Raw genomic sequence first — 14,598 nt, forward strand, 5'->3', positions numbered from 1 at the left:
CGAAAACAGGGCGGGCGCGGGTCAGCCCCGCCCTGGGCCACTCTTCACCGCGCTATCTCCGCTAAATCCCGCCCCTTCCCCTGTAGGCCGCGCGCGCAAAATATTGTATGCTATGCCGCCTTAAAGCTGACCAGGTAACCGGAATTCACGCCAATGTAACTTCGCGCTGACCCGCCAACGATAAAATATCGTTCTGGCACCGTTTACCCGCCGGTAAGGTTCTGCCGGCCACCGTGATTTATCAGCAGCGCCTGTGACCCGCGCTGCTCCATTGAGAAGAATTCATGTCTAATCCCTTTTTAGAAGAGGTGGCACGCCGCCGCACCTTCGCGATTATTTCGCATCCGGATGCCGGTAAAACCACGATTACCGAAAAAGTGCTGCTGTTCGGACAGGCTATCCAGACCGCCGGTACGGTTAAAGGCCGCGGCTCTAACCAGCACGCTAAGTCGGACTGGATGGAGATGGAGAAACAGCGTGGTATCTCCATTACCACCTCGGTGATGCAGTTCCCTTACCGTGACAGCCTGGTGAACCTGCTGGATACCCCAGGTCACGAAGATTTCTCGGAAGACACCTACCGCACCCTGACCGCCGTGGACTGCTGTCTGATGGTGATCGATGCCGCGAAAGGCGTCGAGGATCGTACCCGTAAGCTGATGGAAGTCACCCGTCTGCGCGATACGCCGATCCTGACCTTTATGAACAAACTTGACCGTGACATCCGCGATCCGATGGAGCTGCTGGATGAGGTGGAAAGCGAGCTGAAAATCGCCTGCGCACCGATCACCTGGCCGATTGGCTGCGGCAAGCTGTTCAAAGGGGTTTATCACCTCTACAAAGATGAGACCTACCTCTACCAGTCCGGTAAAGGGCACACCATTCAGGACGTGCGCATCGTGAAGGGGCTGAATAACCCGGAACTTGACAGCGCCGTCGGTGAAGATCTGGCGACGCAGCTGCGTGAAGAGCTGGAGCTGGTGCAGGGTGCCTCGCACGAGTTTGAGCAGGAAGCGTTCCTGAGCGGCGAACTCTCGCCGGTCTTCTTCGGGACCGCGCTGGGTAACTTTGGCGTGGATCATATGCTGGATGGCCTGGTCTCCTGGGCGCCGCGTCCAATGCCACGTCAGACCGACACCCGCACTGTAGAAGCGCAGGAAGAGAAGTTCACCGGCTTTGTCTTTAAGATCCAGGCAAACATGGACCCGAAACACCGTGACCGCGTCGCCTTTATGCGTGTGGTTTCCGGGAAGTATGAAAAGGGGATGAAGCTGCGTCAGGTGCGCACCGGCAAAGATGTGATGATCTCCGATGCGCTGACCTTCATGGCGGGCGACCGTTCCCATGTGGAAGAAGCCTATCCTGGCGACATCATCGGCCTGCATAACCACGGCACCATTCAGATCGGCGACACCTTTACTCAGGGTGAAAATATGAAGTTCACCGGGATTCCGAACTTCGCGCCAGAACTGTTCCGCCGTATCCGCCTGCGCGATCCGCTGAAGCAGAAACAGCTGCTGAAAGGGCTGGTTCAGCTGTCGGAAGAGGGCGCCGTGCAGGTGTTCCGCCCGGTGCACAACAACGATCTGATCGTGGGTGCGGTCGGGGTGCTGCAGTTCGACGTGGTCGTCGCACGCCTGAAGAGCGAATATAACGTCGAAGCGATCTACGAAGCGATCAACGTCTCTACGGCGCGCTGGGTTGAGTGCGACGACGTGAAAAAGTTTGATGACTTCCAGCGTAAAAACGAAGTTAACCTGGCGCTCGATGGCGGCGATAATCTGACCTATATCGCGCCTACCATGGTCAACCTCAATATTACCCAGGAACGTTATCCGGACGTTCGTTTCCGCAAAACGCGCGAGCACTGATCGCGCTGTTTCCGGGCCATTCCAGCAGGGAATGGCCCTGTTTTCCCCGCTACAGACTCCTCCTAAAAACCCTGTTTTTCTGCTGTTTTAACGTGCGATCAACCAGTTAGCCAGGCAAATCGCAAAATGCCGACTATGATTATTCTATCGGACGGCGAAAGAGACTTCTCTTGTCCTTACGTCCTGTAACGCAGCGGCACCTGTGCTGCTGTTTCGCCCACAGTTTTGGGTGAGTTAACTGATAGAAGGAAGATATCGATGAACAAGACTAAGATTGCTAAAACCCTGATGGCCGCCATGATTGGCTCAGCACTGATCAGCGGCAGCGCCCTGGCTGACGAATCACTTTCTCAGAAAGCGTCTCAGACTGCCGACAGCGCGGGTTCGAAAATCGATAGTTCTATGAAAAAAGTCGATGGTTATATGGATGACAGCGGCATCACCGCCAAAGCCAAAGCGGCACTGGTGGATGACGACGCCATTAAAAGCACGGATATCTCGGTAAAAACGCATCAGGGCGTCGTGACCTTAAGCGGTTTCGTCACCTCACAGGATCAGGCTGAAAAGGCTGTGGCTGTGGTGCAGAAAATCGAAGGTGTTAAATCCGTCAGCGACAAACTACACGTCAGAGACAGCAAAACCACTTCTGTGAAAGGTTATGCGGGCGATGCCGCAACGACCAGCGAAATTAAAGCTAAGCTATTAGCGGATGACATTGTTCCGTCGCGCAACGTTAAAGTTGAAACCACCGACGGCGTTGTTCTGCTTTCAGGGCATGTGGCGAGTAAGGCACAGTCAGACCGTGCTGAAAGCATCGCTAAAGCCATTGAAGGCGTGAAAAGCGTTAAGAATGACCTGACGGTTAAATCTTAATGGCTGCAGTGCGGTCACGGTTGTGACCGCACGAATAAAAGAGACCCATCCGGGGATGAAATAAGCAGTTCGAATTTAAATAGGGTAAGGAGAGGCTTATGTTTCGTTGGGGCATTATTTTTCTGGTGATCGCACTGATTGCTGCAGCGTTAGGTTTTGGCGGTTTAGCGGGTACAGCAGCATGGGCAGCTAAAGTTGTCTTCGTTGTTGGTATTATCCTGTTCCTCATCAGCCTGTTTACCGGCCGTAAAAAGCTTTAGCCGATGAGTCCTGCAGTGTAATGCAACGCAAAGCATAGAGCGGAGACCAGTCATCGTCAGCGACAGACGTGAAGAGAGGGACACCTTCATATCGCGACGGTGGTAAGCCTGCCTGGCAGGTTTACCGGTTAAAGGAATAGAGGACTGGTTCTCCGGAATGCTGCCGCTGCAAGCGGATTGCTCCCCCAGCCTGCCCGGAGCCCTTCTGAGGTTCGCACAGTGGGTATACGCATTCCTGTCACGCTTGGTGCCATTGAACCTCTGGCACTGATCCCCTTTAAATCACAGAAGATTGCCCTGGTGTGTGAAGGCGGCGGTCAGCGCGGTATTTTTACCGCCGGTGTTTTGGATGAGTTTCAGCGCGCCCGATTTAACCCGTTTCATCTGATGCTTGGCACCTCTGCCGGTGCACAAAATCTCTCTGCCTATGTCTGTGGTCAGCCCGGCTATGCCCGGCGCGTCATTACCCGATATACCACCAGCAAACTCTTTTTCGATCCGCTGCGCTTTGTGCGCGGGGGAAATCTGATCGATCTCGACTGGCTGATTGAGATAACCCGCAGTGAATTTCCGCTGGCGATGAGCAGTGCAGAGCAGATGTTCTCCAGCGGCCGCGAATTTTATATGTGCGCCTGCCGCAGTGACGATTACACCCCTGGCTACTTCACGCCCACTGCCGACAACTGGCTGGATCTGATCAAAGCCTCCAGCGCTATCCCCGGCTTTTACCGGCTGGGGGTCAATCTGGAGGGGATCAGCTATCTCGACGGCGGCATCAGCGATGCCATTCCGGTGCGGGAGGCGGCCCGTCGCGGGGCTGACACCATCGTGGTGATCCGCACCGTGCCGTCGCAGATGTTCTACACGCCGAAATGGTTCAGGCGGATGGAGCGCTGGCTCAGTACCGGCGCGTTGCAGCCAATGGTGAATGTGGTCAACCGGCATGAGCAGAGCTATCGGGAAATTCAGCAGTTCATTGAGAATCCCCCCGATGATTTGCGTATCATCGAAATCTTTCCGCCGCATGCGCTGGCCAGCAGTGCGCTTGGCAGCCGCATCAGCTCACTAAATCAGGATTATCATCTGGGACGGCGCTGCGGCCGCTATTTCCTCGCGACGCTGGGGCAGTGGCTGAGCGATGCGGAACCGCTGACCTCGCCGCGCATCGTCACGCCCGCTGCCCCGGTGGCGAACGCGCCCGATACCCGCCAGATTATCACGCCGCCGCTGGCGGATAACGATGAGCATTACGACAAAGGATCGCTGGCATGAAGTTTATCGACACGCACTGCCACTTCGACTTTCCGCCGTTTGAGGGGGACATTTCCGCCAGCCTGGCGCGCGCCGCTGAGGCGGGCGTGGAGAAGATCATCGTTCCGGCGATTGATGCCAGCCGCTTTGAGCGGGTCTCTGCGCTGGCCGCAGCGCATCCGGCCTTATATGCCGCGCTGGGGCTGCATCCGATTGTGATCGAAGCGCATCAGGCCTCCCATCTCGACCAGCTTGAAACGCTGCTGCAACAGCGACCGCGTAAGCTGGTGGCGATCGGCGAGATCGGGCTGGATCTCTATCGCGACGATCCGCAGTTTGATAAGCAGCAGCGCTTTCTTGAGGCGCAGCTTAAGCTGGCGAAAACCTATCAGCTTCCGGTGATCCTGCATTCACGGCGCACGCATGACAAACTCGCGCAGATCCTGCGTCGTCACGACCTGCCGCGCCGTGGCGTGGTGCATGGTTTTGCTGGCAGCCTGCAGCAGGCGCAGGCTTTTATCCGGCTGGGCTATGCGATTGGCGTTGGCGGCACCATCACCTATGAGCGCGCCAGCAAAACCCGTCAGACCGTGGCACAGCTGCCACTCTCTTCGCTGCTGCTGGAAACCGATGCCCCTGATATGCCGCTGCAGGGCTTTCAGGGTCAACCCAATCGTCCTGAACGGGCGCGTCGGGTGTGGGAGGTGCTCTGTAGCCTGCGTGACGAGTCACCTGAAGAAATTGCCGATGCCCTGTGGCACAACAGCCAGCAGCTGTTCCGGCTCGATCCCGCCTTTCCGGCGCTGCGCCCATAAATGTGATAATAGTAACATCGCATCGCCTGACGTATAATGGCCATTATTCCGCGTTATCTGCGATTTTTGTCACAGCCTGCGTGGTAATATTGCACCAATTTCTTATTTCTATGTGACTGCTGGCACATATCAGGCCGCTTCAGAGTGTTATTATTATAACATTCCGCCGGCGAGCCGGTGGGTTGCACCCCGATTCTTTGGAGAGCCTCATGACCGATATCAAACACCTCGCCCTGCGCGCCCTGAAACTGATGGATTTGACCACCCTGAATGAGGACGACACCGATGCAAAAGTGATCGCCCTGTGCCATCAGGCCAAATCCCCGGCAGGCAACACCGCCGCAATCTGCATCTATCCGCGTTTTATTCCGATTGCGCGTAAAACGCTGCGCGAGCAGGGCACGCCGGAGATTCGTATCGCCACGGTGACGAACTTCCCGCACGGCAATGATGACATCGACATTGCGCTGGCCGAGACCCGTGCCGCAATCGCCTACGGTGCCGATGAAGTGGATGTGGTGTTCCCCTATCGCGCGCTGATCGCCGGGAACAGTCAGGTCGGCTTCGATCTGGTCAAAGCCTGTAAAACGGCCTGTGCGGAAGCGAATGTGCTGCTGAAAGTGATCATCGAAACCGGTGAGCTGAAGCAGGAAGCGCTGATTCGTCAGGCGTCAGAAATCGCCATCGACGCCGGTGCCGACTTTATCAAAACCTCTACCGGCAAAGTGCCGGTCAACGCGACGCCCGAAGTGGCGCAGATCATGATGAATGTGATCCGGGATAAAGGCGTCAGTGAGCAGGTTGGCTTTAAACCTGCGGGCGGCGTGCGCACCGCGGAAGATGCCGCACTCTATCTGCAAATGGCGGAAGAGACGCTGGGTGCCGACTGGGCCGATGCGCGCCATTTCCGCTTTGGTGCCTCCAGCCTGCTGGCGAGCCTGCTGAATACTTTGGGTCACAACAGCGACACCAGTAAAGCCGGTTACTGATCCTTCTGGCGGTCGCGGACCGCCTTTTCCCCACCGCATCTTTTCTGAACCAGGGGGCTTTCGTGTTCCTGCCACAAGAAATTATTCGTAAAAAACGTGACGGCCATGCGCTGACTGAAGAGGAGATTCGCTTCTTCATCAACGGCGTGCGCGATAACAGCGTTTCGGAAGGCCAGATTGCTGCGCTGGCGATGACCATCTATTTTCACGATATGACCCTGCCTGAGCGGGTGGCGCTGACGATGGCGATGCGCGACTCCGGTACGGTGCTCAACTGGCAATCACTCAATCTCAATGGCCCGGTGGTGGACAAGCACTCTACCGGCGGCGTTGGCGATGTGACGTCACTGATGTTAGGACCGATGGTGGCGGCGTGCGGCGGCTATGTGCCGATGATCTCCGGGCGTGGATTGGGCCACACCGGGGGCACGCTGGATAAGCTGGAGGCGATTCCGGGCTTCGACATCTTCCCCAGCGATGACCGTTTTCGCGAGATCATTAAGCAGGTGGGTGTGGCGATTATCGGCCAGACCAGCTCGCTGGCCCCGGCGGACAAGCGTTTCTACGCCACGCGTGACATCACCGCCACCGTTGATTCCATTCCACTGATTACCGCCTCGATTCTGGCGAAGAAGCTGGCCGAGGGACTGGATGCACTGGTGATGGATGTGAAAGTCGGCTCTGGCGCGTTTATGCCAACCTATGACGCCTCTGAGCAGCTGGCGCAGTCGATCGTGGGCGTCGCCAATGGCGCAGGCTGTCAGACCACAGCCCTGCTGACCGACATGAATCAGGTGCTTGCCTCCTCCGCAGGTAATGCGCTGGAAGTGCGTGAAGCGGTGCGTTTCCTTACCGGCGAGCAGCGCAATCCGCGCCTGCTGGAGGTGACGCTGGCGCTCTGCAGTGAAATGCTGATCTCCGGTAAACTGGCTGCCAGCGACGCCGAAGCGCGTCAGAAGCTGATGGCGGTGCTGGACAACGGCAGCGCGGCCGACTGCTTCGGGCGTATGGTTGCGGCTCAGAAGGGTCCGGCCGATTTTGTCGAACGCTACGACACCTATCTGCCACAGGCGATGCTGAGCAGACCGGTATATGCCGACCAGCCAGGCATCGTCAGCCGTATGGATACCCGTGCGCTGGGGCTGGCTGTGGTCGCGCTGGGAGGCGGACGTCAGCGTGCCAGCGACAGCATTGATTACAGCGTCGGCCTGAGCGACATGATCACCCTGGGCGAACGGGCCGACGCACAGCGTCCTCTGGCGATGATTCACGCCAGCAGCGAAGAGCAGTGGCAGCAGGCCGCCGCCGCGGTGAAAGCCGCGCTGGTGCTGGGTGACAGCGCCCCGGCTGAGACACCGGTTGTCTATCGCCGTGTGAGCGATATCCGCTAACTGGCCCGTAACCCGTGCCAGCCGCGATGCATTCAGGTATACTGATCTGATCGCTTTTTTTTGACTTGTCACGCGCCAATGCGCAGGAGACTTGCATGAAACGTGCTTTTATTATGGTTCTCGATTCCTTTGGAATTGGCTCCAGTAAAGATGCCGATAAGTTCGGTGACGCGGGTTCAGATACCCTGGGTCACATCGCTGAAGCCTGTTTTAAAGGTGAAGCAGACAAGGGACGTAAAGGCCCTCTGCATCTGCCTAATCTTACCGCGCTGGGTCTGGGCAAAGCCGCGGAGCTGTCGACCGGTCGCTTCCCGGCCGGTCTGGACCCTGAGGCAACGATCACCGGCGCGTACGCCTACGCCAGTGAGCTGTCTTCGGGCAAAGATACGCCGTCAGGCCACTGGGAAATTGCCGGTGTGCCGGTACTGTTTGACTGGGGCTACTTCAGCGACAAAGAGAACAGCTTCCCGCAGGATTTGCTGGACAAGCTGGTGGAGCGCGCTGACCTGCCGGGCTACCTCGGAAACTGCCACTCATCAGGCACCGTGATCCTCGATCAGCTGGGCGAAGAGCATATGAAAACCGGCAAGCCGATTTTCTATACCTCGGCAGACTCGGTGTTCCAGATCGCCTGTCATGAAGAGACCTTTGGCCTCAACCGCCTTTATGCGCTGTGTGAAATCGCCCGTGAAGAGCTGACGGAAGGGGGCTATAACATCGGCCGCGTGATTGCCCGTCCGTTTGTGGGCGACAAAGCGGGGCAGTTTGAGCGCACCGGTAACCGTCACGACCTGGCGGTTGAGCCACCTTCAGCCACCATGCTGAAAAAGCTGGTAGATGAGAAAGGCGGGCATGTGATTTCAGTGGGCAAAATCGCCGATATCTATGCGGAGCAGGGCATTACCAAAAAGGTCAAAGCGACCGGTCTGGATGCGCTGTTTGACGCGACGATCCAGGAGATGAAAACGGCGCCGGATCAGGCGATTGTTTTCACCAACTTCGTGGATTTCGACTCCACCTGGGGGCATCGCCGCGATGTCGCCGGTTATGCTGGCGGCCTGGAGCTGTTTGACCGTCGCCTGCCTGAGCTGATGGAACTGGTCGGCGAAGATGACATCCTGATCCTCACCGCGGACCACGGCTGTGACCCGACCTGGCAAGGCACCGAGCATACGCGTGAGCACATTCCGATTCTGATCTACGGACCGAAGGTGGAGCCGGGCTCACTGGGCTACCGTGAGACGTTCGCCGATATTGGTCAGACAATTGCACACTACTTTGGCCTGTCCGACATGGACTATGGCAAGAACATGCTGTAAATCAGCACTTTAATAAGGATTTAAACCATGGCTACTCCTCACATCAATGCTGAAATGGGCGATTTTGCCGATGTTGTTCTGATGCCCGGCGATCCGCTGCGTGCAAAGCACATCGCAGAAACCTTCCTGGAAAACCCGGTTGAAGTGAACAATGTGCGTGGCATGCTGGGCTATACCGGCACTTACAAAGGCCGCAAAGTCTCTGTCATGGGTCACGGAATGGGTATTCCTTCCTGCTCCATCTACACCAAAGAGCTGATCACTGACTTCGGCGTGAAGAAGATCATCCGTGTTGGCTCCTGTGGTGCCGTGCGTCCAGACGTCAAACTGCGTGACATCGTGATTGGTATGGGTGCCTGCACCGATTCCAAAGTGAACCGTATGCGTTTCAAAGATCACGACTTCGCGGCGATTGCTGACTTCGACATGGTGCGCAACGCGGTGGATGCGGCAAAAAACCTGGGTGTTGAAGCACGCGTCGGTAATATCTTCTCTGCCGACCTTTTCTACACTCCGGATCCGCAGATGTTCGACGTGATGGAAAAATATGGCATCCTCGGCGTCGAGATGGAAGCGGCAGGCATCTACGGTGTGGCCGCTGAGTTTGGCGCTAAAGCGCTGACCATCTGCACAGTATCAGACCACATCCGCACGCATGAGCAGACCACAGCGGCTGAACGTCAGACGACGTTCAACGACATGATTAAGATCGCACTGGAATCTGTCCTGCTGGGTGATTAATCCCTCTGGCGGGCGCTGTCGTCCGCCATCTGTTCAGATCCTCTTTAACCGGGGGATCTGCCTCACTCCCCCGCGCTCTCCCGTAACATTCACATCAAATGACACACTTTTGCCGAGGCTTGTGCATCTTCGTGCTGGCACCGCCGCGAACGCGCTTTATTATGGTGCGCAACAACAGATAATAATTAATCGCCTGATAATGCCCCCTGATGAATTTTCGTAACTTCGAAGCTGAAGAGAAGCTCTTTGCCCGCCGTGCTGCAGTTGCCTTTGCTCTGGTCTGTCTCTGTTTCACTATACTTGGCGTGAACCTTTTCCGTCTGCAGGTGCGCGATCACGGCTATTACCAGACGCGCTCCAATCAGAACGACATCAAGATGATCCCCATCGCGCCGACGCGCGGGCTGATCTATGACCGCAACGGCATTCCGCTGGTGCGTAACGTCAGCTGGTACGCCATCACGCTGACGCCGTATAAAATCAGCGACATGGAAGCGACGCTGCGCGAGCTGACGCCGCTCGTGGATCTGACGCCCGATGAGATCGACACCTTCCGCCATGCGCTGAAGCAGACCAGCCGCTACAAGCCGGTGGTGCTGAAAGAGGAGCTGACCGAAGAGGAGGTCGCCCGCTTTGCGGTGAATCAGTTTCGCTTCACCGGTGCCAGTCTTGAGACCTATCAGGATCGGGAATACCCCTACGGGGCCGATCTGGCACATGTGGTCGGTTATGTTTCGAAAATCAACGACAGCGACTACAAGCGCCTGAATGAAGAGGGGATCGCCGAAAACTATGCGGCGGACCATAACATCGGCAAGCAGGGCATTGAGGGCTATTACGAAGCGCTGCTGCACGGCAAGCCGGGCTATCAGGAAGTGGAAGTGGATAACCACGGCCGCATTGTCCGGGTGCTGAAAGAGGTGCCGCCGGTGGCAGGCAAGAACCTGACGCTGACGCTGGATCTCCATCTGCAGCAGTATGTGGAAAGCCGCCTGGCGGGGCAGCGTGCGGCGCTGCTGATTGAGGATCCGCACGACGGTTCGGTGCTGGCGATGGTCTCCAGCCCCAGCTATGACCCCAATCCGTTTGTCAAAGGCATCAGCTATCAGGCCTACAAAAAGCTGCTGCAGGATAAAAACCTGCCGCTGATTAACCGCGTCACGCAGGGACTCTATCCGCCCGCCTCGACGGTGAAACCTTACATGGCGATGTCGGCACTGCTGACCCATGTGATTACGCCGCAGACGCAGTTCTTTGGCGCGCCGACCTGGACGCTGCCGGGCACCGACCGGCGCTATCGCGACTGGAAAAAGACGGGCCACGGTATGCTGGATGTGACCCGCGCCATTGAAGAGTCTGCCGACACCTTTTTCTATCAGGTGGCGTTTATGATGGGCATCGATCGCATTCACACCATGCTCAGCCAGTTCGGCTATGGCAAATCGACCGGTATCGATCTGAATGAGGAGTATAACGGCCTGCTGCCGAGCCGCGAGTGGAAACAGAAGGTGCATAAAAAGCCGTGGTATCAGGGCGATACGGTCTCAGTCGGCATTGGCCAGGGCTACTGGATTGCGACGCCGATTCAGATGGTGAAAGCGATGGTGGCGCTGATCAACAACGGCAGGGTGATTGCGCCGCATCTGCTGGAGAAAACCCAGCGCGGCACCCTGGTAGAGAACTACCATCCACCGCTGCGCGAAACACAGATTGGCGATCCCCATTCTCCCTACTGGGCGCTGGTGCGCCGTGCGATGTTTGGCATGGCGAACTCACCTAACGGCACCGGCTATAAATATTTCCACACGGCGCCTTATGGCATCGCCGCGAAAAGTGGCACCTCGCAGGTTTTCAGCCTGCGCCAGAACCAGACCTATAACGCGAAGATGATCCCGGTCCGGTTGCGTGACCATATCTTCTACACCGCCTTTGCGCCCTTTAACGACCCGAAGGTCGCAGTGGCCCTGATTCTGGAGAACGGCGGCGGGGAAGGGGTGACGGCTGCGCCGGTGATGCGGGATATTCTGGACCATATCTTTATCCCGCCCGCGCCAGAGGCGACGGTGTCCGCCACCCAGACCGCGCAGACCGTGCAGTAAAAGGGGGCAACAGCCCCCGCAGCCACTCAGGCCTTAAGCGTTCTGGCGACCTGGCCGATGGCACGCACCACATCGGTTGCGCCTTCGCGGATTTCGGCGATGACGCCGCCCGCTTCCTGGGCCAGCTGCACGCCCTGATCCGCCCGCTTCAGGTTCGATTCGATCCCCTTCAGCGCGCGGCTCGCCAGCACGTGGTTTTGCTGTATCCGGTTTTCGATGTCGGTAGTCGCGCGGTTGATGTTCGCCGCCAGCGTGCGCACTTCGTTTGCCACGACCGCAAAGCTGCGGCCATGGCTGCCCGCTCTTGCGGCCTCAATGGCGGCATTCAGTGCCAGCAGGTTGGTCTGATCGGCAATGCGCCGGATCCCTTCGACAATCGCGCCGATACGATCTGATGACTCGCTCAGGCCGGTAATATCGCCGGAGATGCCCTGCAGTTCACCCGCCAGCGCATTCATGGTCTGAACGCTGCTGGCAATCACATCGGCACCCAGCCGTGTACTCTCATCCGTCTGCAGCGCGGTGTGGTAAGCCTGCTGCGCCGCGTCATGCTCCTGCTGATTCTTTTCCACCTGAGCGGTGACATCCGTCGCGAATTTGACGATTTTGTAGAGCCGGCCCTGTTCGTCAAACACCGGGTTGTAGGTTGCGCGCAGCCAGATGGTCTCACCGGCCTTGTTGACGCGGGGAAACTGACCGGAGACAAATTCACCCCGGTTGAGCTGCTGCCAGAATTCGCTATATTCCCGGCTGTCGCGCAGCGCCTGCGAGCAGAAGTGGCTGTGATGGATACCTTCGATCTCCTCCCGGCGGTAGCCCATGGTTTTCAGAAAGTTATCATTGGCTTTGAGCACCTCGCCCTTGAGGTTAAAGGCGATCACAGCCATAGAGCGCTCAATGGCGGTCGTGATGGCGCGCTGCTCCTGGGCGTCGTTGATATGGCCGGTAATGTCGGTGGCCAGCTTAACGATTTTGATCACCCGGCCATGTCGGTTCTGCACCGGGACATAGTTGGCTTCGAGCCACACAGGGCGGCTGTTTTTGGCTACGCGCAGAAACTTGTCGCTGAAGCTCTCTCCCCGGTTCAGTCGCAGCCAGAAATCCTGATAATCTTTCGACTGTAACTGCTCTGCGGTGCAGAACAGGCTGTGGTGCTGGCCTTCTATCTCTGCCAGCGTGTAGCCCATACGCGCCAGAAACAGCGTATTGGCGCTGAGAATGGTGCCGTCAGGCGAAAATTCGATCATGGCGATAGATCCGTTAAGCGAGCTCAGCGTGGCTGCTGAGTGTGCGCGTTTCTGCCAGCTGTGACGTGCAGCGATTCCTGATGTAATGGTGGAAAACATAGCGATCCTTATTATTAGTGTGGGATTCGCCTTATTTATCGGCATCCGCGCGGCACAATGGAGTCTTTACCGGTTCGCTGACGACTATTTATCCTGACGACCGTCACGTTTTTGGTGTCAGGAGAGCCACAGCGGGCGGGTTGATGGAAAAGCGGGCAGTCGATCTGATTTTGGCGAAAAGCGTTTGACGCTGCCGGGCCGCTTTGGTTTAATGCGCCCCGTTGCCCGAATAGCTCAGTCGGTAGAGCAGGGGATTGAAAATCCCCGTGTCCCTGGTTCGATTCCGGGTTCGGGCACCAAAATTTGAAACCCTCGCTTCGGCGGGGGTTTTTGCTTTTTAGCGCTACATCCTACCTCATAACCCTCCACTGATTTGCCCGCGTTCCCTTACTCACCCGGTCACCCGCAAGAAAGATTTTACGGCGAAACTAATTTACCGTCTTGCCTCTGTGCTGTAATGCCAGACTGCCACCGCCTGATATTCTGCCCAGCCTGCAATTGGCCGCGACTAATCGTGTTTTATACGCCTCTCTTTACAGAATCACTCTGACAGGCACAATACCCCTTTCTCAATCCTGTCTTACGGTCATGTCAGAAGAAGCGCTGCGTCTGCAGATACAGAATTTGAAAAAGCATAATGCGCGGCTGAAGCGTATAGCGCATGACGCCCGGACAAAACTCAATGCGGCGCTGGATGGCACCGGGCTGTTTCTGTGGCAACTGGACATTCCCAGCGGCAAGCTGGTGATCTTCAACCGGCGCTGGGGTGCCATGCTGGGCTTCCAGCCGAAAGAGACTGACGCCACGTTTGAATCCTGGAAAGAGAGCCTGCATCCCGATGATGCCGCCGAGGTTTTACGCGCGTTTTACGACCACATTACCGGGAAAGCGCCCTACTACGAGGCCCTGCATCGCATGATCGCCAAAAATGGCAGTATCGCCTGGGTACTGGATCGTGGCCGGGTCAGCGAGTGGAATGAAGCGGGGCAGCCGGTCAAAGTAATCGGCACGCATATCGACATGACCAAAGAGAAGCAATATGAAGAGCAGCTCGCGCTGCTGGCGCTGCACGATCCCCTGACATTACTCAACAATCGTCATGCACTGCAAAGTGCCTTCTGCGAACTCAAAGCGCAGGGGCCGCTCTGTGTCGTCTTTATTGACCTGGATAACTTCAAGCACGTCAATGACACGCTGGGTCACCGCAGCGGTGACGAAGTACTCATTGAGCTGAGTCAGCGGCTGACGCAAAGCGTTCCGGAAGCGGTCATCACCGGCCGGCTCGGTGGGGATGAGTTTGTCCTGTTGCTGCCCTTTGCCATCATTCATCCGCAGGTCAGAGCGCTGGCCCATGCCTGCCTGGATGCCGTTCTGACGCCGTTTGAGATGGCAAACGGACACGCCATGATCGGGGCTTCTGTGGGCGTATCTCAGGTGCAGGCCAGCGATGATTTCGACACCGCGCTGGCGCGCGCGGATGAAGCGATGTACCGCATCAAGAAAAACGGCAAACGCGGTGTGGCTTTTGATCCTGACATTACCCGATTACTGTGACCTGATATACCCGGCTGTGCGCGCTCTCCATCAGGCGTAACGGCACACCCCACCAGATCTTCTCTTTTCACACTTCATCACACTCCTGC

Annotated in this window: 12 protein-coding genes and 1 tRNA gene; 12 read left to right on the forward strand and 1 reads right to left on the reverse strand. The window is 57.1% G+C overall.

Annotation, left to right across the window (positions count from 1 at the left end):
- Window positions 1-284 precede the first annotated feature (284 nt).
- The 10 genes from prfC (at window position 285) to mrdA (ending at window position 11,609) form a co-directional block, all read left to right on the forward strand.
- A complete protein-coding gene (gene prfC / locus AC1V0D_RS16540; RefSeq protein ID WP_009087207.1) occupies window positions 285-1,871 on the forward strand; it encodes a peptide chain release factor 3 in 1,587 nt (528 codons plus the stop codon).
- Window positions 1,872-2,129: 258 nt separating this feature from the next.
- A complete protein-coding gene (osmY, locus tag AC1V0D_RS16545; protein ID WP_482907776.1) occupies window positions 2,130-2,744 on the forward strand; it encodes a molecular chaperone OsmY in 615 nt (204 codons plus the stop codon).
- A gap of 98 nt (window positions 2,745-2,842) precedes the next feature.
- Entirely contained in the window at window positions 2,843-3,004 is a 162-nt protein-coding gene (locus AC1V0D_RS16550; protein WP_003848537.1) for a DUF1328 domain-containing protein, read from the forward strand.
- 219 nt (window positions 3,005-3,223) lie between these two features.
- Window positions 3,224-4,276, forward strand: coding sequence for a patatin-like phospholipase family protein (locus AC1V0D_RS16555; protein WP_140029526.1), 1,053 nt, complete (start codon window positions 3,224-3,226; stop codon window positions 4,274-4,276).
- Window positions 4,273-5,070, forward strand: a complete 798-nt coding sequence (locus AC1V0D_RS16560) for a TatD family hydrolase (protein ID WP_009087197.1) — start codon at window positions 4,273-4,275, stop codon at window positions 5,068-5,070. Before AC1V0D_RS16555 ends, AC1V0D_RS16560 begins: the two co-directional genes overlap by 4 nt.
- Before the next feature lie 209 nt (window positions 5,071-5,279).
- On the forward strand, window positions 5,280-6,059 hold the full coding sequence (gene deoC / locus AC1V0D_RS16565) for a deoxyribose-phosphate aldolase (RefSeq protein WP_476639396.1): 780 nt from the start codon (window positions 5,280-5,282) through the stop codon (window positions 6,057-6,059).
- A gap of 62 nt (window positions 6,060-6,121) precedes the next feature.
- A complete protein-coding gene (gene deoA, locus AC1V0D_RS16570; RefSeq protein ID WP_482907777.1) occupies window positions 6,122-7,450 on the forward strand; it encodes a thymidine phosphorylase in 1,329 nt (442 codons plus the stop codon).
- Window positions 7,451-7,545: 95 nt separating this feature from the next.
- Window positions 7,546-8,769 (forward strand): phosphopentomutase, encoded by a 1,224-nt coding sequence (gene deoB, locus AC1V0D_RS16575; protein ID WP_482907778.1) that lies wholly within the window; start codon window positions 7,546-7,548, stop codon window positions 8,767-8,769.
- Between the two features lie 27 nt (window positions 8,770-8,796).
- Window positions 8,797-9,510 carry a purine-nucleoside phosphorylase gene (gene deoD, locus AC1V0D_RS16580; RefSeq protein WP_009087192.1) on the forward strand — a complete coding sequence of 238 codons (714 nt, stop codon included), beginning with the start codon at window positions 8,797-8,799 and terminating at the stop codon, window positions 9,508-9,510.
- A gap of 209 nt (window positions 9,511-9,719) precedes the next feature.
- On the forward strand, window positions 9,720-11,609 hold the full coding sequence (mrdA, locus tag AC1V0D_RS16585; protein WP_150030426.1) for a penicillin-binding protein 2: 1,890 nt from the start codon (window positions 9,720-9,722) through the stop codon (window positions 11,607-11,609).
- Window positions 11,610-11,635: 26 nt separating this feature from the next.
- On the opposite strand, the gene AC1V0D_RS16590 is transcribed toward mrdA, so the two are convergent.
- Window positions 11,636-12,955 carry a methyl-accepting chemotaxis protein gene (locus AC1V0D_RS16590; RefSeq protein WP_009087189.1) on the reverse strand — a complete coding sequence of 440 codons (1,320 nt, stop codon included), beginning with the start codon at window positions 12,953-12,955 and terminating at the stop codon, window positions 11,636-11,638.
- Window positions 12,956-13,178: 223 nt separating this feature from the next.
- Here AC1V0D_RS16590 and AC1V0D_RS16595 point away from each other — a divergent pair.
- Together AC1V0D_RS16595 and AC1V0D_RS16600 are read left to right on the forward strand one after the other, a co-directional pair.
- A tRNA-Phe gene (locus AC1V0D_RS16595) sits at window positions 13,179-13,254 on the forward strand.
- A 289-nt stretch (window positions 13,255-13,543) separates the two neighbouring features.
- On the forward strand, window positions 13,544-14,509 hold the full coding sequence (locus AC1V0D_RS16600) for a sensor domain-containing diguanylate cyclase (RefSeq protein ID WP_265138277.1): 966 nt from the start codon (window positions 13,544-13,546) through the stop codon (window positions 14,507-14,509).
- Window positions 14,510-14,598: the final 89 nt, after the last annotated feature.

The organism is Pantoea sp. PA1 (assembly GCF_056856975.1).